The following is a 20,005-nucleotide window of genomic DNA, read 5'->3' on the forward strand; positions in this document are numbered from 1 at the left end:
CTAGTGAGACTGTCACGATATGGCTTCGTGGAAGCGGGACTTTGCGAGCGGGCTGATCGTCCTCGGCCCCATCCTCATTACGCTCTACGTCATCTACTGGCTCTACGGCCTCGTCGCCGGGGTCACGCCGACGATCATCCTCGGAGAAGAGGCCCTCATACCGCTGATCCCGGGTGGCGGCAATCAGGCCGCTCGCGAACAGCTCGCACAGTTCCTTCGCGTCGTCGTCACGCTGACCGTCTTCATCGTTCTCACCTTCTCGGTCGGCTACCTCATGCGGACGACAATCGGCGGCCTCGTCGAACGCCTCGTCGACAACGTCGCCAATCGCGTCCCCGTCATGCGCGTCGTCTACAACGCCTCGAAGATGGCCGCCGAAACCGCCTTCGGCGAACAGGAATCGCTGCAAAAACCGGTCAAAATCGAGGTCTGGGAAGGGCTCCGCATGACCGCCTTCAAAACCGGCAAGGTAACCGAAGACGGCAGAGAGATCCTCTTTCTCCCGACATCACCGAACATCACGACCGGCTACGTCGTCGAAGTCCATCCCGAACGCATCACCGAACTCAACGAAGACGTCGAAGACGCACTCACCCGCGTGCTGAGCGCCGGATTTGGCGACGCAGACCGAACCCACGGGATGGACGCCGGCGTCCCGATCGATGTCGTCGACGAGAGCGACGCGAATCCGACGCGACCGAGTGACGACGACGATTGATCGACTGGTTCCCTCGTCCCCTGACCACCAGATCACCACTGACCTGCATACTCACTCTCCGGCACCGACTCGATTCGGTCCGAACTCGGTTTCTCGGCAGCGAAACCGTCCCCTGAACTCGTTCTAATGGCGAGAAGAAGACCTCGTTTCGAGACTGCAACGACGACCGGACGGCCTCAGACGTACTCGAACCAGTCGTCGTACTCGTCCGTCCGTCGTTCGACGACCTCGAAGAATCGGGACTGAATGTCTTCGGTGACGGGGCCGCGGGAGCCGTCGCCGATCGTGACGTTATCGACCTTCCGGATCGGCGTGACCTCGGCCGCAGAGCCGGTGAAGAAGAGTTCATCCGCCGTGTTGAGTTCACCGCGCGAGATCGAGACGTTGTCGTGGACCGTATAGCCCAGATCTTCGGCGAGCGTAATGACCGTATCGCGGGTGATGCCGTCGAGGATCGACTCCGAGAGGCCGGGCGTGTAGAGTTCGCCGTCGCGCACGAGGAAGACGTTCTCGCCGGGGCCTTCGGCGACGTTGCCCTCCTTGTTCAGGACGAGCGCCTCCGCGTAGCCGTTCCGCCGGGCTTCCTCGCCGGCGAGGAGGCTGTTGACGTACAGGCCTGTCGTCTTGGCGTTCGTCGGCACCTGACTCGAGGCGTGTTTGCGCCACGAGGAGATCATCACGTCGATGCCGTTCTGCAGGGCGTCCTCGCCGAGGTACGCGCCCCACGGCCAGGCGGCGATCGCCGTTCGCGTCGGGCAGTCCTCGGGACTCACGCCGAGGGAGTTGTAGCCGTAGAAGGCGACCGGCCGGATGTAACACGAGGAGAGATCCTGGCGCTGGATGAGTTCGAGCGTGGCCTCGGTGAGTTCAGCGGCCGAGTAGTCGATCTCCATCTCGTAGGGCTGTGCCGAGTTGTAAAACCGCTCCAGGTGTTCCTCCCAGCGAAAGAGCGCGGGGCCCTGTTCGGTCTCGTAACAGCGTGCGCCCTCGAAGATCCCGCTCCCGTAGTGGAGGCCGTGCGTGAGTACGTGGACCTGCGCGTCGTCCCAGTCGACGAACTCGCCGTCCATCCATATCGTGTCGACGTCCATCTCGTCGAATGCCATAGTGGTGTGTGTTGCAAGCCACCGTACTAAGTGTTCGCGATTTTCGGAGCGGGATCAGTGACGCGAGACGATGCCGGCGAGCCGAATCCGCGGTGCTCCGCGGAGCAGTTAGGTTCGCTCCCGGAACCGAGTCGCTTCGACGGCGACGGCAACGGAGCCGACGACCGCAATCGCCACAGCACCGAACTGGAGGAGCAACGACAACGGCGAACCGGCGGCTCCGCCGTCGTGGTCGGCGTGCGCGTCGCCCGTCTCGGCAGTCTCGACGCGCGCGTCGTACGTCTCGCTGACGAACTCGTCGTTCGGACTTCCCGTGATACGAACCTCCCAATCGCCCTCGACCGGAAGCGTCTGCACCGTCGCGTAGGTCCCGTCCGCGGTTTCCTCGAGTTCAACGTTGACCGTCCGGTCCCCCTCCGTCGCAGTCGCGAGCAGGCGCACCGGGCCGTCCGAGTCGATCCGTGTGTCGTCAGCCGCCGCTGAACTCGCGAAGGCAACGTCGAAGACGATGGGGTCGCCGGGCCGGACGAGCAGTTGCTGTGAACTGCCCGAATTACCGGTTTCGTTGGCGGTCGCAGTAGCGCCGTCAGCCGTCGGCCCTGCCTGCAGTTCGAGAGCGACACCGTCCGTCACCTCGCGTTCGATCGTCACCAGTTCCGAGCCGCCGGCCCCGTCACTGACGACCGCAGCAGTCGGGGCCGATGTCAACAGCCCGGAGATGAGGAGGACCGCCACGAGAACGGCAACCTCGAAGCGAACGGCGTGGACGAACGTGGCGACGGTAGCGGTATCAGTATCAGTATCAGTATCGGTATCGGCGTCAGTAGCTGCTGCACTGAACTCTCGGCCCGAGTTCTCCGCGAGCCGGGAGAGGAGGACGAATCGGGTGAGACCGCCGAGTCCGAGCGCGAGCAGGATCAGGAGGGACTTCGCGGAGAGCGAGAGTCCGTAGAGGGAATCCGTGAGTGCGGCGAGCGACGGGACGTGCCAACTCGCCAGGACGAGTCCGGTCGCGCCGGCGAGGGTCACGCCGGCGAGTGCGAGCAGGGAGTAACGCCGGATCGCCCCGGCGGCGAGGTCGTTTCTGTCGACCGGCTTCGCCTCGCGAAGCGCGGCCGGGACGACGAGTGCAAGGACGACGAGTCCGCCGACCCAGAGGCCGGCACCGCCGAGGTGGGCGATATCGATGGCGGCGCCCTGTAACCGGTCGATGGCGGTGGCCGAGTGGCTCGTCCAGCCGACGGTCGCACCGACGAAGGCGGCCCCGACTGCGGTGCCGGCGAGCCACCCTCGACGGGGGAGCCGTCCGGTTAGTCCACCGACAAGAACCAGCCCGAGAAGTGCGGTCAATCCGACCTGAACGAGCCACTCACGGCCGAGCGGTGTGGCCAGGAACTGGACCATCGTCTCGAAAGAGAGCGACCCGATCGAAGTCGCCCGTACCAGTCCAAGCGCGAGTACAGAACCGAACAGAACAGCGCCCGCTGTGGCGAGAATTCGGCCGAGTCTGCGGTCGACTGTTCGGAACGACCGAGACGACGACTGGACTCGTGAAACGGCTGGATAGACGGCGACGACGGCCGTAATCGGGGCACCGATGAGACCGACGAGTGCGATCAGCAACAGCCCTTTCGCGCCGGCAGCGATCGGCGAAACATCCTCATCCGGTCCCTCGTCCTCGTGGGCCTCGAGTACCGTATCCCGGTCGAGCGGTTCGTCGCCGACGCTGAAGACGAACGAGCCGCTGACCGTGTGGCCGTCGTCAGCGAGGATCTCCCACTCGACGCTGTACAGCCCCTCGGCGTCGTTCTCGTCGGCCGAACGCTCGATCGGAACGCGGACGAGTTGGGAGTCGTCGGCGTCGATTTCGGCCGCGCCGCTTACGTCCGCGCCGTCGGGGCCGGTGACGGTCGCGTCGGCGACTTGCACGCCGTCGCCCGAGAAGGAGAGGGTTATCTCGTCGGGAACGGCATCGATCCGTTCACCGTTGGCCGGATCGGAATCGCTCAAGTACGCGTGCGCCGCAACTGGCGTCGCAAGGCTCGTGAGTACGAGGGCTGCAACGGCGAGCGCGACGAGTCCCCGCGCCGGTCGCAAACGGGACCACCGGTTGTACTCGAACGATCCGTCGGCGCTCATTCTGACTCGGGAACGTACTGGACGGTGTCGACACCCTCCTCAACGGGGACGTGTTCGATCAGTTCGCGGTTCGCCATATCGATCACCGCAACGGTTCCGTCGGCATCCGCGGGCGTAAAGAAGTAGCCGTCGCCCGAGACGGCCGATCGGTGGAGATGGTGGGCGTCCTCGGGTCGTTCGATGCTCCCGGCGTCAATATGGTCGACGACTGAGAGGTCGTCAAGATCGATGACGGCCGCCTCGGGCGTCATCGTGTTCGCGGTAAAGCCGTACAGCGTGTCGTCGGCCTCGTAGTACTCCAGGGCGTCCGGGCCGCCCTCGACCGTGACGGATCCGATTTCGTCGGTAGTCTCGCTCGTCGCATCGAGAAGGCGAATCTCGTTTTCGCCGATGTTGCCCAGTCGCTCCTCGTCCGGCGTGAGATACAGGCCGCCGCTGAACTCGAGTTCGTCGACGACCTCGTTCGTCTCGGTGTCGACCACGGCGGTCGTCCCGACGCCGCCGGAGCGTTCGAAGTAGGCAAGCCCGGTTTGCGGACTGTACGCCTTGTAGTGGGTGCCGCCCTCGTCGCCGAGTTCGATGGAGTCGACGCGCTCGTAGGCGTCCATGTCGATGACGTGTGCCGCCGCGTCGTTGACGTTCGTCGCGTAGCCCGTCGAACCGAAGTCCTCGTGATAGAGGAGTTTCCCGTGGCCTTCACCGTCGAGGCCGGCCTCGACGGTTTCGACGACCTCGTGGGACGACGTATCGATGACGTAGAACGTTCCCTCGTCGTCGGAGTGGGCCCACATCTCCTCGTCGTTCGGGTGGTACATGTGGGTGCCGCCGGGACCCATCGCGACCTCGGCGACTATTTCGCGGGATGCGGTGTCGATAACCAGGACCTGCGAGAGGGAGTCTTCGATAACGTAGAGGTAGCTCCCGTCGTTCGTCAGCACGGCATCGCCGTAGGTGTAGCCGTCGACCCCGTCCGTAATCTCGTCGACGACCTCGCCCTCGGACGGGTCGATGAGTGCGATCGTTTCCGAGCCGAAGGCGTACGCGAGTCCGGCGCTGCCGTCCTCGGCCGAACCGTTCTCGTCAGTGTCGCCGTTTTCCGCCGGATCGTCCTCGTCCTCGTCACCGCCGAGACAGCCGGCGAGTCCGACGACGAAACTCCCACTTAGTCCCTGTACGAGTCGCCGTCGATCGATGGATGCGTCCATATACTCTCACCTGGGACACGCTATATTATTCGTAGTTATGGTACGTATATCGAAATTGTGGTACATTCCTCGAAAACGAGCGACAGTGCGACCCGGACTGCGCGACGACGCGAACGCAGTTAGCGCGATTCGGGAGACTCCTCGAGCAACCCGTCGACGAGCCGCGTGAACCGATCGACGAAGCGGTCCGGAACCGACGGTTCGACCGCCGACAGGAGTCTGCCCGTCGACTCCGGGTTCGCAAGCACGAGCGTCACGCGATTGCGTTCGTCGTAGGATTTCTCGACGATTGCGTGTTCGACGAGGCGGTCGAGATGGTACTCGAGCGTGCTTCTGGCGATACCGAGCGAGTCGGCAACGGCAACTGGGGAAGCCGGTTCGTGTTCGATCAGATAGACGACGATTTCGCGAGCCGTTTCCCGACGGAACAGCGCCAGCATCGCCCGCTCACGCTCGTCGTACTCCGGCGGATAGTAGTGGGTCCGACCGTAGAACTCGCACCGAACGAGTTCATCTTGGTCCAGGAGTCGCCGGACGTGGTACTGGATCTGTCCCGGCGCGAAGTCGGACGTTCTGACGAGTTCGTTGAAGTGGATACCGGCGTTGTCCTGCACGTGCGTTCTGATTCGGCGTCGCGTATCACTCATAGTGGCTAATGGCTGTGGCGGTCCTGCGTGTACGTCTCTGCTAGCGATCGTGATAACGGGTTGCGGTCGTTCCCGACGGACGGGAACGGGCCGAGTTGCGAGTTGCGAGTTGCAAGTTGCGAGCGGTGAACGGTGAGTTCCGAGTCGACGATCGCACCGAAGCACATACGTGACTCACCATCCGACATAGAGCCGCGCCGATGGACTACACGACCCCGTTCGATATCGGGTGGGTAGATCCCGAGTTCGCACCCGTGTTGCTCGCCATGATCTGCCTTGCGGTCGTCGGAACGACGGCGTTGCTCGGTGTCGGACTCGTCGCCTATCTGCAGCGCCGATCGAGTCGGTATCTGTTGATTACGGTCGTCCTCGGATTGCTCGTCGCGCGGTCGATCATCGGACTCGGGACGGTGTTCGGGCTGGTACCGATGACGATCCACCACCTCGTCGGACACGGGGTTGATTTCTCTATTGCAGCCCTCGTTCTGTATATCGTGTACCGAAGCAGAAGTGCGTCGAGAAATAGATACGCCGGGCCCGGAAGCAGTGATGACGGTATCGAGGGCGAGCACGTGAAGGAGTGAGCGCGTGGTCGACCACGAACGGTCACTCGGGGCCAACGCGGACGAGACGACCGCTACGCGAACCGATCGAGAACCGTCCGCCCCTCGATATACGTAACGTCGTGGTTATCAGCGTAGACGCGGGCGTCGGCCGGCGTGCGCGCCCGCCCGGTCTCGTCGTCTAACATCTCACAGACGACGACAGCGGGCGGCAGGTCGGCCGCCGCCGCGAGCGCGAGGCCGAGTTCAGTGTGGCCCTCGCGCTGTGCCAGCAGCTCCGGGGCACCCTTGAGCAGGTGGACGTGGCCCGGGACGCGGAACTCCGACGCAAAGTCGGTTGTCGCGGGGGTGCCAGCGGCCTCACCGAGTGCGCGGATGGTCCGCGAGCGGTCCGCATCGGTGATGCCGGTGTAGGTGTCGCGGTGGTTGACGGTCAGCGAAAACGACGACCGCTCGTCGTAGCCGAGGTCGTGGTCCCCGGTCGCGGGGTGGTCGACGGCCTCACCGTAGAACGGGAGATCGAACGCCTCGGCAACGTCGTGGCCGAGCGCGACGCAGACGAGGCCCCCGGCGTCGTTGCGCATCCGAGCGACGGCATCCGGTGTGACGGCGTCCGCGTGATAGATAAGATCCGTCTCGCCCTCGCGGTCGGCCGCGTCGTGGACGAGGATCGGCTCGCCCGCGCGGAGCGCCTGCAGCGCGTGGTCGATCGACCCTCGTTCTGAACTCGATCCGGGTGCCGCCTCCGTGCTGGTTTCCGTTCCCTCGTCCGTATTCGGGTCCGTGTTCGGGTGTGCGCCGGCTTGCCGACCCGTCATTGGCGATCACCCACGATGACCGTCACGCGGTCGGCGTCCTCCAGCTCGAGTTCTTCGCGGAGTTTGTCGGGAGCGATGACCTCGAGTTGGTCCTCGTCGTGGTGGGTTCGCTCGGGGGCGATGGTGTGGGCGGTCTCGTACCGTCGACCGTCCGCCGTTTCGATCGTCGCCGAGTAACAGACCGCGGGGCCGTAGGTGCGGTCGTCGTCCTCCCAGCCGTCGATGTGGACGGGCTCGAGCGAGGAGAGTGCGCTGCGGCGGCGGACGCTGTCGTCCCGGAGGTCGACGTTTAGCGTGCCCGGGAACGGCTCGTAGCCGAGGCGGTCCTCGAACTGACGGTTGTAGCCGGGTAGAGAGATGTAGTGCCGGCCCTCGCCCATGCCGCTCGTGACGGTCCCCTCGAGTTCGACTTCCGAGTCGGTCTCGAAGATCCGTCGGTAGTCCTCGTATTCGGCGTGGAGCGCGTGTTCACCGGCGTCGGTGATCCCGACCCATTGTCCGTCACTGACGGTGTCGCGTTGGAGGAGGGCGGCGCTCTCGAGGCGCTGGAGGCGGCGCGAGGCGGTCTGGTTCGACGCGTCGAGCCGGTCGGCGAGATGAGAACAGGAAATTTTGACGTCGCCTTCGAGCCCGCCCTCGAGGGCGAGCAATTTGAGGACGGCGAGTTCGTCGTGGCCGACGGCGGACTCCGCTGTCGTTGACATAGCCGACGCTTTGTCGTCACCAGTCAAAAGCGTATCGAATGTGGAATGCGTAACAGAACTGCTATGGCGTTGTCGAGCGTTTATCGAGCCGGTTAGTCGCCCGTTCCGGTCACCGGATCGCGCGCCCAGAACTCGCTTCCTTTCTTCAATTTCGGCACCCACGTATCGCTCGTCTTCGAGAGCAGCGCGACGCGCGAGGAGGGCACGCCCTTGCACTCGCTGAACTCGGGCAGGTGCGATTTGACGGCGTCGGCGAACTCGAGAACCTCCTCGTGGTCGGGCATCGACGAGCGGTCCAGTCGCCCCTGGGAGTGGCCGACGTGCATGTACGCCTTGAGTTCGATGAAATCGGGGTCGGCCTGCTGGTAGAAGCCGGCGTACCAGTCCGGGTGGTGCATGTTCTCGCCCTTGACGAGCGTCGTCCGGAGGACCGTACGGGTCTCGTCTTTTTCTCGAAGGACGGCCATCGTCTCGAGGAGGCGGTCCCAGGCGTCGTCGTCGACGGCTTTGACGACCTGATCAAACGTGTGGCGCTCGGGAGCGTCGACGCTGACGTACAGTTGCGTGGGATCGCACTCCCGGAGGACCTCGGGCCGGGTGCCGTTCGAGACGAGGAAGGTGGTGATGTCCCGGTCGTGGAAGGCTTCGAGCAGTTCCGGCAGGTACGGATAGAGGGTGGGCTCGCCGTCGAGCGAGATGGCGACGTGGCGGGGTTCCATCGCTTCGTCGAACACCTCGCGCGGCACCTCGTCGTTGCCGCCGAATCCGGACAGGAGCTTTTTTTGCAACTCGATCGAGGCGTCGACGACGGCCTCGGGATCGTCCCACTCGACCTCGTCCATCTCGTAGGCGTGACCCTGGTGGTCCCGCCAGCAGAAGACGCAGCGCTCGTTGCACTTGACCACCGGCGTCATCTGGATGCAGCGGTGGGACTCGATGCCGTAGTAGATGTTCTTGTAGCACCGACCGTCCCCGCGCAGGGCGTTCGCCGTCCAGCCGCAGGTCTGGGCGGCGGTGTGGTTCTCGCTGTGATAGTTCGGGCTCGAGACCTGTGCCGGCCCGCCGGCGGGGTCGCCGTCGTCCCGGTCTCGGTCCCGACCCTGGTCCGGATCGGCGTCGGCTCCCACCTCGACGCCGGCGTCGGCGGAATCGCTCATATTGCAATCGCTTGGACAGGGGCCACCAAAAGACGTGTGGTGTCGTCCGTTACTTCGTCTGCGAATCGACGGATTCCTCCGAACTCGTCGTGGGCGCGTGTGGAAGCTGCCCCGGCTCGGCCGGTTCGTCGTCCTCGTTCGCGATTCCGCGTTCGAAGGTGTACAACACGATGCCGGTGTTTGCCGTCATGATCACGCCGGGCATGGGAGCCGGCGCGAACAGGTACAGCCACACGCCGACGGCGAACGGTGCCGCCGCGATCACCCCCCAGAGCCGCGACCGCGGAACCTCGTTGCGAGCCGCATCCCGGGAGACGTACGCGAAGAGCGCGAGCGTCCCGACGACCCCACCGAGCGCGATCACCACCTCGGCTGCGTCCATACGTGAGTCTTCGACGGCGCACGCAAAAGCGTTCTGCGTAGCGCCCGCCGGCGATCGCCGCCGTTACCGAACTCGTTCGAGCACTGAAAGGGTCCCGTCGGCGTGGGCCGCATCGAGCACCTCGTCGGCCGCCGCCCGCGCCTCCTCGTCCGCGTTCGAAACCGCGAAGCTCCGTCCGACGACCTCGAACGTCGAGACGTCGTTGATCGAATCGCCGACCGCGACGCAGTCGGCGAGGTCGATGCCGACGTGCTCGGCGATCACCTCGACGCCGTCGCCCTTGTTCGGCGCGGCGTCCTTGACGTGGTAGGCGTACCCCGTATCGATCACCTCGAGTTCGGCGTCGGCGGCGAACGCTTCGAGCGGGTCGAGGGGTTGGTCGCGGCTGACGGCGATTTCGGTTTCGCGCCAGCGGTTGATCGTGTCGCCGTCGCCCCACCCGAGGTCGTAGCCGGCGGCGCGATACTGTTCGGCGACGGTCTGGGGGGCGTCGCGGTCGGCGGTAAAGAGCGCGTCCTCGCCGGTGTAGACGACGCCGCCGTTTTCGGCGACGACGAGTTCGGGAACGCCGATGAAGTGACAGAGCGCGATGGGGTAGGGAAAGGCCTTCCCGGTGGCGAGGATGACGGGGGCGTCCCACTCGCGGAGGGGATCGAAGATGCGGGGGTCGATGCCCCAGCCCTCGGGGCGCGTGAGGGTGCCGTCGATGTCTAAGACGAGCGGTGGTGGGGAGGGTGAAGACGGCGATGATGAGGGGGATGCGGATGGCGATGGAGGCATACACGCAGATGGCAGCGCGGGGCCTAAAAACGTCGGGGCAAGCGGGGATAGCCGCCGGATTTCGAGGGCCAGGACGACGAATCGAGTGTGGCGGAGAGCGGCAAACGAAACCTATAGCCCGGCCAGGAAACGAAGTCAACAGGCATGTCGTGGTATATCCTGTTCGTTGCCGGCATATTCGAGATCGCGTGGGCGATCGGACTCCAGTACTCCGACGGATTCTTGAAGCCGCTCCCCACGGCGGGTACCGTCGTCGCACTCGCCATCAGTATGATCCTCCTCGCACGGGCGGTAACGGAACTCCCGATCGGGACGGCCTACGCCGTCTGGACGGGGATCGGAGCCGTCGGGACCGCCACGCTCGGGATCGTTCTCTTCGACGAACCGATGACGCTCGCTCGGGTCGGGTTCATCAGCGTTATCGTCGTCGGAATCGTCGGCCTCCACCTCGTTTCCGGCGGTCACTGACCGGCGAAGAGACGCGCAGTGGCCGTCGATCGGCAATCGCCGTTACTGCTGGGGGACTGGTCGGGATCCCTCAACTGATCGGAACTCGTTGTTGCCAGCAAGAACGGACCGATTCGTTCGACTGAGTTCAATATATGCCGAAATATTGGATGTCCTTCACAATGTTGCCGGCAACCATATTCATCCAGACAGTTTACTCGTTATACTATTCAAAATTGACTTGTCTGGCAATAAGAACTAAGAACGCTGCTCGGCGTTAGCAGCTATGGTGTGGAAGGGACGGCAACTGGTACCGTCAATCATCAGACGAAAGTATGCGTTGAAGTTCGGCGTCGTCTTTCTCGTTCTCGGGCTCTCGATCGGCGGGCTCGGCTTCGCTGCGACGACGTTACTCACGGATAACGTGGAAGCATCTGCGCTCGAAGAGCGACAGAACGCGGCCTACCAGGAAGGGACGGCCATGGAATCCTGGCTCGAACAGAACCGAAACGTCGTTCAGGCCGCTTCCGACGCCCCGGTCGTCGACACGAACGATCCGGAGGCGATTCAATCCTATCTCGAAGAAACGTACTACGACATGCCCGAATCGCGGATGAACGGCCTCTACGTCAATACGACGACCGGCGAGGTCGTCACCGGCGTCGGCGGCGACGCCGATTCCGTAGAGACGCTCGCCTTCCCGGACGCCGACGAACTCGATTCGGGTCTCTCGACGGATACGGTCGCGCAGACGGACCCGTACTCGATGCCGGATCAACTCGGCCGCTCGGCCGATACGTATCCAGTGATTTCCTACTATATCGGCGTCAACGACGGCGAGCACGCGCTCGTGTTCACGTTCGGATTAGCGGACCGATCGACCGGGATGATCACCACTGCGGACTCGGATACCGTCATGACGATCCTCGACGAACAGGGCCGGATCGTCAACGACGACGCCTACATGGGCAATGACGACGGCGAGAACGCGACGTTCCTCACGACCTACGAGGACCAAAGTGGCGTTCTCGAAACGGTCCAGTCGGAAAACCGCGGGTCGCTCCTGGTCAACGAGCCCCCCGGGGAAACGCTTCGGAGCGCCCCCTACAACTTCAACCCTGACGGCTACGTCGTCGGCTACTACACGACCGCCAGCGACTGGACCGTCCTCGTCCACACGACCGAAGCTGAGGCGCTCGGCTTCGCCCACAGCGCGACCCAGTTCGGCCTGTTGATCACCTTCGTCGGCGTCGCACTGATCGGCGTCTTCGGCGTCGTGCTCGGACGCACCACCGCTCGATCGCTCAGCGACCTGTCCGACCGCGCGGCCGCGATCAGGGACGGCGAGTTCGATACGACCGTCGAATCGGATCGCATCGACGAGATCGGCACCCTCTACGAGTCGATCGACGACATGCGCCTCTCGCTCGTCGACCAGATCGAGGAGTCAGATCAGGCCCGCGCAGAGGCAGAGCAGGCCCGCGAAGACTCGGAGCAAGCCAGAGCGCAGGCAGACACGGCGCGAAAAGAAGCCGAGGAAGCAAAAGAGCGCGCCGAACGCGCCCGTCGGGACGCCCAGGCGATGACCGACCACCTGGAACGAACGGCGACCGAGTACTGCGACGTCATGCGCGCCTGTGCCGGCGGCGATCTGACGCGGCGACTCGACCCCGATACCGAGAGCGACCCGATGGCCGAAATCGCCACGACGTTCAACGAGATGTTAGACGACATCGAGCGCACCGTCGCCACCGTCTCCGCGTTCGCCACCGACGTCTCCGACGCGAGCGACGACGTGCAAGCCCGCGCGGCCGAACTCGAGGCGACAAGTGAGACCGTCAGCGACTCCGTCCAGCAGATCACCGGCTACGCGGATCGACAGAACGAGCGCATGGAAACCATCTCCGGCGAAGTCCAGGGCATCTCCGCGAACATCGAAGAGATCGCCGCCACCGCCGACAGCCTCGCAGAAACCTCCCAACACGCGGCCGAGCGCGCAAACGACGGCCGCGAGGCGGCGGCCGACGTGGTCGACGAAATGGAGGACATCGAGCAGCGAACCGAATCCACGCTCCGGGCGATTCGCGAACTCGACGACTCGATGGCTGAAATCGACGAGATTATCGACGTCATCACCGATATCGCCGACCAGACCAACATCCTCGCGCTCAACGCCTCGATCGAGGCGGCCCACGCCAACAACGGCGACGGCGGCCGAAACGCTAACGGCAACGGGTTCGCCGTCGTCGCAAACGAAGTCAAACAACTCGCGGAGGAAACCAAAGACTCCGCCGCCGAGATCAACCAGCTCATCGACACCGTTCAGTCCCAGACCACCGACACCGTCGCGGAGATGGAAGCCATGCGCGAACACGTCGCCGACGGCACCGAAACCGTCGAACAATCCGCCGCCGCTTTCAGCGAAATCGAAGCCGAAGTAACCGAGGCCGACCACGGCGTCCAGGAGATCAGCGACGCCACCGACGGCATCGCCAACTCGACGCAAGAACTCGTCACGATGGTCGACGACGTGACCGAGATCAGCACCGAAACGGCGAGCGAAGCCAGCGCCGTCGCCGGAGCCGTCGAAGAGCAAACCACAGCCATTACGACGGTAAGTCAGAACGCCGACGCCCTCTCGGAGCAATCCGTGAGCCTGCAGGAATCGGTTGCAGCGTTCACGACCGATCGAGAGGCGATCCGCGCGGCGAACGCGGACGACCACGAAACGATCGAGGCGACCGAACCGACGGAACTCCAATACCTTGACGACGAACGCGAGGCAGACGACGCGAGTTCAGCGCCGAAGGCGGATTCGGAGACCGGCGACGAAAGTGGCGAAACTGACGCGCCGAGCGCCACGCCGCGTGATGGCGTCGAAACGGCGGGTGAAACCCCGCCTGCGATAGCGGACCCCGACGATACGTCCGACGACTCCGCTGACGAGGACGGGGCTGCGGACGATGACGAAGAGACCGCAGACGAAACCGGGACGGACCGCTGAGGTGACCGCTCCGGGCCAGTTCTGAACTCGAATCGACTGTTCCGGGTCGAAGAGTCATTCGAAGCCCAGAACGGCAAAAGACAGCGGCGTAGCGGGGCTTGCAATCGAACAGCGTCGCGGAATCGAGCCCGCCGTTGGGTAGACGCGGTGGCGTGACGCGCCTCTGGGTCGCTCCCGACACGCCCGTTGTATTCTGTATCAAACTCTGATACGGTCGTTGTATTCTGTAGCAGAGTACGATCAGGACGGTCCGCAGACGACCGGCGTAGCAGACGTTCCTGAGGAGCGTGGCGCTGACAGCGGCAACTGGACGGGGCGCAGCTGTGGCGGCGGAGAAACGGACGCCATCGGTGTCGACGGCCGAAAATCGTCAGTTCGAGGGAAAAGAAAGGAGAGTTCCGGTCAGAGGTAGCCTGCGTTCGGCAGGAGGCCGGCCAGATAGAGCACACCGATCACGAGCATGAACGCGGCGATGGCCATCGCCGGCGGGTCGACGTGCGTGCCGGAGTGGGAGTAGAACACCCGCTGGGACAGTTCGCCGATGAGGGCGCTGATCACGCCGAACGCGCCGGCGACGAGCAGCACGATCGGGTCGCTTCCGACGGCCGACGCCGCGATTACCGCACCCGTCGATCCTAACAGCGTGATGTGGTGCGTGACGGGAATCTTCTCGACGCCGAGGTTGAGAAACAGCAGGCTCATCGCCGAGATCCCATAGCCCATGAAGATACTCCCCGTCTCGAGCCAGATGAATCCGCCGAGGATACCGCCGACGAGGCCGATGGTGGTGACGCCGGACCACTTGTACTGGTGGGCCAGCCAGGGTTCGGTCGCCAGCCGGCTGGTCGTGGTCCCGCCGTCGGCCGCCATCCGCTTCTCCTCGCGCTCGAACGGCGACATGTCGAGGATGTTCGAGCCGCCGACCTTACCGACTAGCGGATAGCCGAACGCGAGCCGTGCGAGGAAGGCCGTCGCCACGACCGAAAGTGCGATATTGTCGGTGGGGAAGCCGATTCCGTCCATCACCTGGGTGATGAGCATTCCGAGCGCACCGAAGATCGCGCCGACCGCGAGGATGTCGGGTTTGGTTCCGAACGCGTACAGGATGTCCTTGCCGAAGTGGTAGTCCCAGCCGGCGGGTTTCATCTCGGGGTACTTCCGGCCGGCGTAGGCCGTCGCGGCGACGCCGCCAGCGAAGGCGATATGAGGGCCGGTGACCGCGCCGAAGCCGATCACGTCGGTGATCCCGGTCGCGATATCACCCGCTGCGATTCCCTCGAGACCGCCGACTTCCCCTTCGAGGGTGGCGATCCCCTCGCCCAGGAAGACGACGAAGCCCGTGAAGACGAACGAGGGCAGCGCGCCGAGTGCCGCGCCGAACGCGCCGCCGGCGAGGGCGGCGATCAGCAGGACGGCGAACGCCTCGGCTTCCATGCCGATGACCGGAATCTGAAGCACCGTTTCGTACATGGATTACTCCTCACCGTCCCGCGCCCAGTCGCGCGAGCGTTCGACCGCGTCGAGCCAGCGATTGTATCGCGCGTCCGCCGTCTCGGCGTCCATCGTCGTCTCGAAGGTTCGATCGACCTGCCAGTTGTCGCGCAGGCTGTCGGTGTCGTCCCAGTAATCGACGGCGAGGCCGGCCGCGTAGGCCGATCCAAGGGCCGTCGTCTCGTCGACGACCGGGCGGACGATTTCCGAGCCGATGATGTCGGACTGGAGTTGGCAGAGGTAGTTGTTCTTGACCGCGCCGCCGTCGACTTTGAGGCTCGTCATCTCGATGCCCGAGTCGGCCTCCATCGCCTCCGCGACGTCGCGGGTCTGGTAGGCGATCGATTCGAGGGTCGCGCGGACGACGTGTTCCTTGCGGGTGCCGCGGGTCATCCCGACGATGGTCCCGCGTGCGCGTTGGTCCCAGTGAGGCGCACCGAGGCCCGTAAAGGCCGGGACGACGTAGACGCCGTCCGTCGAGTCGACGCTGCGGGCGAGTTCGGCCGTCTCGGAGGGATCGTCGATCAGCGACAGATCCTCGAGCCACTCGATGGCCGCGCCGGTGACGAAGATCGAGCCTTCCAGCGCGTACTGGACGGGTTCGCCGGAGCGCTGGAAGCCGATCGTCGTCAGGAGGCCCTGGTCGGAGGCGACGGCCTCGTTGCCGGTGTTCATCAGGAAGAACGAACCCGTCCCGTAGGTGTTCTTGGCGTCGCCGGCGTCGAAACAGGTCTGTCCGAACAGGGCTGCCTGCTGGTCGCCGAGTGCGCCCGCAATGGGAATCTCGGCTTCGAGGAAGCCGTCGGGATCGGTGGTCCCGTAGGTTTCGTCGTCGCTGGAGGGACGGACCTCGGGCAGCATCGCTTCGGGGATCGAGAACTCTTCTAAGAGGTCGTCGTCCCACTCGAGGTCGTGAATGTTGTACAGCATCGTCCGCGAGGCGTTCGTGACCTCGGTAATGTGATTGCCGGTGAGGTTGTAGATCAGCCAGCTATCGATGGTTCCGAAGAGCACGTCGCCCGCTTGCGCGCGGTCGCGGATGTCTGCAGGGCGGGCGCGCTCCATCTTGATCGGATCGGCCTCGTCGAGGAGCCACTCGGCTTTGGTCGCCGAGAAGTAGGCGTCCGGCTCGAGGCCGGTCTTCCCGCGGATGGTTTCGACCGCACCGTTCTCCTCGAGTTCTTCGACGCGTTCGGTGGTGCGGCGGTCCTGCCAGACGATGGCGTTGTGAACGGGCCGGCCGGAGTCGGCGTCCCAGAGCACGGTGGTTTCGCGCTGGTTGGTGACGCCGATGGCCTCTAACTGTTCGGGCGCGATGCCCGCCTGGCCGAGCGCCTGCGTAATGACGGTTTTCGTGTTTTCCCAGATCTCGATCGGGTCGTGTTCGACCCAGCCGGGTTCCGGATAGATCTGTTCGTGCGTTTCGTATGCATTTGCGACGACCTGGCCACCGTGATCGAAGACGATAAAGCGGGTCCCGGTCGTTCCCTGGTCGACTGCGCCGACGTACGTAGTATCTGTCACTGTAGTCACCCCGATGTTTCACGCGCCGAATTTACTGTCGGTCACGCGTTACTGGTAAACAGTCTCGACGATCATTATAAATGTTACCGAATTCGCGGTCGGACGACTATCAGAAAGGCAGAGCGAATAATCAGAATCTGAGATAATACCGATTGAGATTACGTTTCAACTGCTATAGGACCATATAAGCGACTGTGAGGTGTATTAGTTGTCAACAATCCACACGGACACTGTTTCTTATGGGTGGTCGGTGAGCGTCGATAAAATAAAGGTCGCGGCGACCGAGGTACTCGAACGAAGGGATGGCACACGATACGACGGTCCTCGTCCTCGGGGGTGGCTCGACCGGCTGTGGCATCGCCCGCGATCTGGCGATACGCGGCGTCGACGTGACTCTCGTCGAACGAGGCAATCTGACCGGCGGCACGACCGGCCGCATGCACGGCCTCTTACACAGCGGCGGGCGCTACGCCGTCTCCGATCAGGCGAGCGCGACGGAGTGTATCGAAGAGAACGAAATACTCCGGAATATCGCGAGCCACTGCGTCGAAGAGACCGGCGGCCTGTTCGTCCAGCGACCCGAGGATTCGGACGAGTACTTCCGGGAGAAACTCGCGGGCTGTCGCGACTGCGGAATCCCCGCGACGGTCCTCTCGGGGCGCGAAGCCCGCGAGATCGAACCGTACCTCGCCGAGGACGTGGCGCGCGCGATTCAAGTACCCGACGGCGCGGTCGATCCGTTCCGCCTCTGCGTCGCGAACGCCCTCGACGCCGAGCGCCACGGCGCGCGCGTCGAAACCCACGCCGAAGTCATCGACCTCCTGCGCGAGGGCGACGACATCTACGGCGTCGAGGTCCGCCACGACTCCGGACCGGGCAAGCGAACGCACGCGACGCCCGGCACGACCGAGGAAATCACCGCCGAGTACGTCGTCAACGCGACGGGCGCGTGGGCCGGCCGGATCGGCGCGATGGCTGACCTCGATATCGCGGTCCGGCCCTCCAAGGGCGTCATGACCATCATGAACGTCCGCCAGGTCGACACCGTCATCAACCGCTGCCGGCCGAAAGGCGACGCCGACATCATCGTCCCCCACGAGACGACCGCCATTCTCGGCACGACCGACGAGGAGGTCGACGACCCCGACGACTACCCCGAAGAACAGTGGGAAGTCGATCAGATGATAGACACCCTCGCCGAACTCGTTCCCATCATCGAGGACGCGCGGACGATCCGCTCGTTCTGGGGCGTCCGCCCGCTGTACGAACCGCCCGGAACCGGCACCCAGGACCCGACCGACATCACGCGGGACTTCTTCCTGCTCGATCACGACGAGCGCGACGGCGTGGGCGGCATGTCGAGCATCGTCGGCGGCAAGTTTACCACCTACCGCGCGATGGCCGAGGAAATCGCCGATCACGTCTGCGCGAAACTCGGCGTCGACGCCCGGTGTGTCACCGCCGAGGAACCGCTGCCCGGCAGCGAAGATATCGCGGTGCTCGAGGAAGGAATGGACTCGTTCGGCCTGCGCTCGCCGATCGCCCGCCGGAGCAAACAGCGCCTCGGCAGTCGCGCGCCGGACGTACTCGAGACGAACGAAAACGAGGCCAATCCCGTCATCTGCCAGTGCGAGGGCGTCACGCGCGCCGAGATTCAGGACGCGGTCGAGCAGTCCGGCTCCGACCTGAACGCGGTCCGCATCCGAACCCGCGCCTCCATGGGCAACTGCCAGGGCGGCTTTTGCTGTCAGAACATGGCGAACGAACTCCACCCCCGGTACGACGAGCAGACGGTCCGCGACGCGCTCGACGAACTCTTTCAGGAGCGCTGGAAGGGCCAACGCCACGCGCTGTGGGGCGAACAGCTCTCACAGGCAATGTTGAACTACGCGCTCCACGCGACGACGATGAACCGAGACAACGATCCCGCAAACGCACCGGCACAGGTCGACTACGCGCAGTTCGACGGGGGCGCGTAAATGGCGATCACCGACGACGTACTGGTGATCGGCGGCGGACTCGCGGGCGCAACTGCCGCGCTCGCAGCCGCCGAGACGGCACCCGACGCCCGCGTCCGACTCGTCACCGCCAAACAGAGCACGCTCCGTCACGCGAGCGGGTTGATCGACGTGCTCGGCTATGCTCCGGGTAGCGAGGGGCAAGAGCAGGGACAGGGACAAAAACAGAAACCCATCGTCGACCCCTTCGCCGAACTCGACACCCTCCCCACCGGCCATCCCTACGAACGCGTCGGCGGCGAGGCCGTCCGCGACGCGCTCGAGTTCTTCGACGACATCGCCGGCGATGCCTACGCCGGCGGGCACACCGACAAAAACGCGCTCGTCCCGACCCACGGCGGCACGGTCAAACCGACCGCGCGCTATCCGGCCGCGACGGCCGACGGACTGGCGAGCGACGACCGCGACGCGCTCCTCGTCGGCTTCGAGACGCTGCCCGATTTCGAGGCGCCCCTTGCGGCAGCGCACATCGAATCCGCGGGCGCCCCCTTCGACGCGCGCGGGGTGACGCTCTCGTTCCCCGGCATCGTTCGCGACGACGCCAAGGTGACGCGGTACGCACACCTGCTGGATCGGGACGAACGGGTGCAGTCGCCTGGTGGCAGCGTCAACGGTGAAATCGGCGCACGCGAAGCCCTCGCCGCAGCCGTCGAGTCGCATCTCGAGGGCGAACCGCGCGTCGGATTCCCCGCAATTTTAGGCGACGACCGGCCAGCCGCGGTTCGAGAATCGCTCGCCGACGCGCTCGGCGTCGATGTCTTCGAAATCCCGATGGGACCGCCGAGCCTCCCCGGCCTCCGACTGGAGGATCTACTCTACGCTGAACTCGAGGATGCGGGCGTCCGCGTGACCTCGGGCGTGCCGGTCGTCGATTACGAAGCGGCCGACGGTCGGATCGATCACGTCGTCGTCGACCGCAACGGGGCCGAAATCCCCCACGAGGCCGCCCAGTACGTTCTCGCGACGGGCGGCCTGGTCGGGAAGGGAATCGAATCCGGTCGCGAGCGAGTATCCGAACCGCTCTTCGACTGCCACGTTCCCCACGCAAGCGACCGCTACAACTGGTTCGTCGACGACGTCTTCGGCGAACAGCCCTACGCGCGCTTCGGCCTGGCTCCCGATCGCGAACTCCGGCCGCTCGATTCGACCGACGACCCCGAGTTCAGGAATCTGCGCGCGGCGGGTGCCGTGTTGGGCGGCTACGACTACGCGGCCGAGAAATCCGGTGCCGGCGTCTCGCTGGCGACAGGCTACGTCGCCGGGACGCGCGCGGGGGAGGAGAGCGTATGAGAATGAAAGTGA

18 protein-coding genes are annotated in these 20,005 nt (G+C 64.6%); 6 read left to right on the plus strand and 12 right to left on the minus strand.

Translation table 11 applies throughout. The features are described 5' to 3' along the window. The first annotated feature begins 19 nt into the window (after positions 1-19). Positions 20-718 (plus strand): DUF502 domain-containing protein, encoded by a 699-nt coding sequence (locus C480_RS13360; RefSeq protein ID WP_006666143.1) that lies wholly within the window; start codon positions 20-22, stop codon positions 716-718. 176 nt (positions 719-894) lie between these two features. Here C480_RS13360 and C480_RS13365 read toward each other — a convergent pair whose 3' ends face one another. The 5 genes from C480_RS13365 to C480_RS23495 form a co-directional block, all read right to left on the minus strand. After that, entirely contained in the window at positions 895-1,824 is a 930-nt protein-coding gene (locus C480_RS13365; RefSeq protein WP_006666144.1) for a branched-chain amino acid transaminase, read from the minus strand. 108 nt (positions 1,825-1,932) lie between these two features. Next, positions 1,933-3,963: a copper resistance CopC/CopD family protein gene (locus C480_RS13370; RefSeq protein WP_006666145.1), complete on the minus strand. Its 2,031-nt coding sequence runs from the start codon at positions 3,961-3,963 to the stop codon at positions 1,933-1,935. Beyond that, entirely contained in the window at positions 3,960-5,168 is a 1,209-nt protein-coding gene (locus C480_RS13375) for a beta-propeller fold lactonase family protein (RefSeq protein WP_006666146.1), read from the minus strand. Before C480_RS13375 ends, C480_RS13370 begins: the two co-directional genes overlap by 4 nt. 119 nt (positions 5,169-5,287) lie before the next feature. Beyond that, positions 5,288-5,815: a winged helix-turn-helix transcriptional regulator gene (locus C480_RS13380; RefSeq protein WP_006666147.1), complete on the minus strand. Its 528-nt coding sequence runs from the start codon at positions 5,813-5,815 to the stop codon at positions 5,288-5,290. 5 nt (positions 5,816-5,820) lie between these two features. Beyond that, positions 5,821-5,982 (minus strand): hypothetical protein, encoded by a 162-nt coding sequence (locus tag C480_RS23495; protein ID WP_161607008.1) that lies wholly within the window; start codon positions 5,980-5,982, stop codon positions 5,821-5,823. Between the two features lie 33 nt (positions 5,983-6,015). Between C480_RS23495 and C480_RS13385 the strand changes: the two genes are divergently transcribed. Next, positions 6,016-6,399 (plus strand): DUF7471 family protein, encoded by a 384-nt coding sequence (locus C480_RS13385; protein WP_006666148.1) that lies wholly within the window; start codon positions 6,016-6,018, stop codon positions 6,397-6,399. A gap of 53 nt (positions 6,400-6,452) precedes the next feature. On the opposite strand, the gene ribB is transcribed toward C480_RS13385, so the two are convergent. The 5 genes from ribB to C480_RS13410 form a co-directional block, all read right to left on the minus strand. Then, positions 6,453-7,196 (minus strand): 3,4-dihydroxy-2-butanone-4-phosphate synthase, encoded by a 744-nt coding sequence (ribB, locus tag C480_RS13390; RefSeq protein ID WP_006666149.1) that lies wholly within the window; start codon positions 7,194-7,196, stop codon positions 6,453-6,455. Further along, complete coding sequence (locus tag C480_RS13395) at positions 7,193-7,900, minus strand: DUF120 domain-containing protein (protein ID WP_006666150.1); 708 nt, start codon at positions 7,898-7,900, stop codon at positions 7,193-7,195. Before C480_RS13395 ends, ribB begins: the two co-directional genes overlap by 4 nt. 92 nt (positions 7,901-7,992) lie before the next feature. Next, the gene (gene twy1 / locus C480_RS13400) at positions 7,993-9,057 is read right to left on the minus strand and encodes a 4-demethylwyosine synthase TYW1 (protein WP_006666151.1); all 1,065 of its coding nucleotides are present in this window, start codon (positions 9,055-9,057) and stop codon (positions 7,993-7,995) included. A gap of 49 nt (positions 9,058-9,106) precedes the next feature. Further along, the gene (locus C480_RS13405) at positions 9,107-9,439 is read right to left on the minus strand and encodes a hypothetical protein (RefSeq protein WP_006666152.1); all 333 of its coding nucleotides are present in this window, start codon (positions 9,437-9,439) and stop codon (positions 9,107-9,109) included. A 63-nt stretch (positions 9,440-9,502) separates the two neighbouring features. Continuing rightward, positions 9,503-10,219 (minus strand): HAD-IIB family hydrolase, encoded by a 717-nt coding sequence (locus C480_RS13410; RefSeq protein ID WP_006666153.1) that lies wholly within the window; start codon positions 10,217-10,219, stop codon positions 9,503-9,505. A 144-nt stretch (positions 10,220-10,363) separates the two neighbouring features. On the opposite strand from C480_RS13410, the gene C480_RS13415 reads away from it, so the two are divergent. Together C480_RS13415 and C480_RS13420 are read left to right on the plus strand one after the other, a co-directional pair. Beyond that, complete coding sequence (locus tag C480_RS13415; protein WP_006666154.1) at positions 10,364-10,687, plus strand: DMT family transporter; 324 nt, start codon at positions 10,364-10,366, stop codon at positions 10,685-10,687. Between the two features lie 319 nt (positions 10,688-11,006). Then, complete coding sequence (locus C480_RS13420) at positions 11,007-13,670, plus strand: methyl-accepting chemotaxis protein (protein WP_006666155.1); 2,664 nt, start codon at positions 11,007-11,009, stop codon at positions 13,668-13,670. Between the two features lie 402 nt (positions 13,671-14,072). Here C480_RS13420 and C480_RS13425 read toward each other — a convergent pair whose 3' ends face one another. Together C480_RS13425 and glpK are read right to left on the minus strand one after the other, a co-directional pair. Continuing rightward, complete coding sequence (locus C480_RS13425; RefSeq protein ID WP_006666156.1) at positions 14,073-15,140, minus strand: hypothetical protein; 1,068 nt, start codon at positions 15,138-15,140, stop codon at positions 14,073-14,075. A gap of 3 nt (positions 15,141-15,143) precedes the next feature. Continuing rightward, complete coding sequence (gene glpK, locus C480_RS13430; RefSeq protein ID WP_006666157.1) at positions 15,144-16,685, minus strand: glycerol kinase GlpK; 1,542 nt, start codon at positions 16,683-16,685, stop codon at positions 15,144-15,146. Positions 16,686-16,987: 302 nt separating this feature from the next. On the opposite strand from glpK, the gene glpA reads away from it, so the two are divergent. Together glpA and glpB are read left to right on the plus strand one after the other, a co-directional pair. Beyond that, positions 16,988-18,664, plus strand: coding sequence for an anaerobic glycerol-3-phosphate dehydrogenase subunit GlpA (gene glpA, locus C480_RS13435; RefSeq protein WP_006666158.1), 1,677 nt, complete (start codon positions 16,988-16,990; stop codon positions 18,662-18,664). Next, a complete protein-coding gene (gene glpB / locus C480_RS13440; RefSeq protein WP_006666159.1) occupies positions 18,665-19,993 on the plus strand; it encodes a glycerol-3-phosphate dehydrogenase subunit GlpB in 1,329 nt (442 codons plus the stop codon). It begins immediately after the preceding gene. Positions 19,994-20,005 lie beyond the last annotated feature (12 nt).

It is taken from the genome of Natrialba aegyptia DSM 13077 (assembly GCF_000337535.1).
In the GTDB taxonomy this organism is placed as follows: Archaea; Halobacteriota; Halobacteria; order Halobacteriales; family Natrialbaceae; genus Natrialba; species Natrialba aegyptia.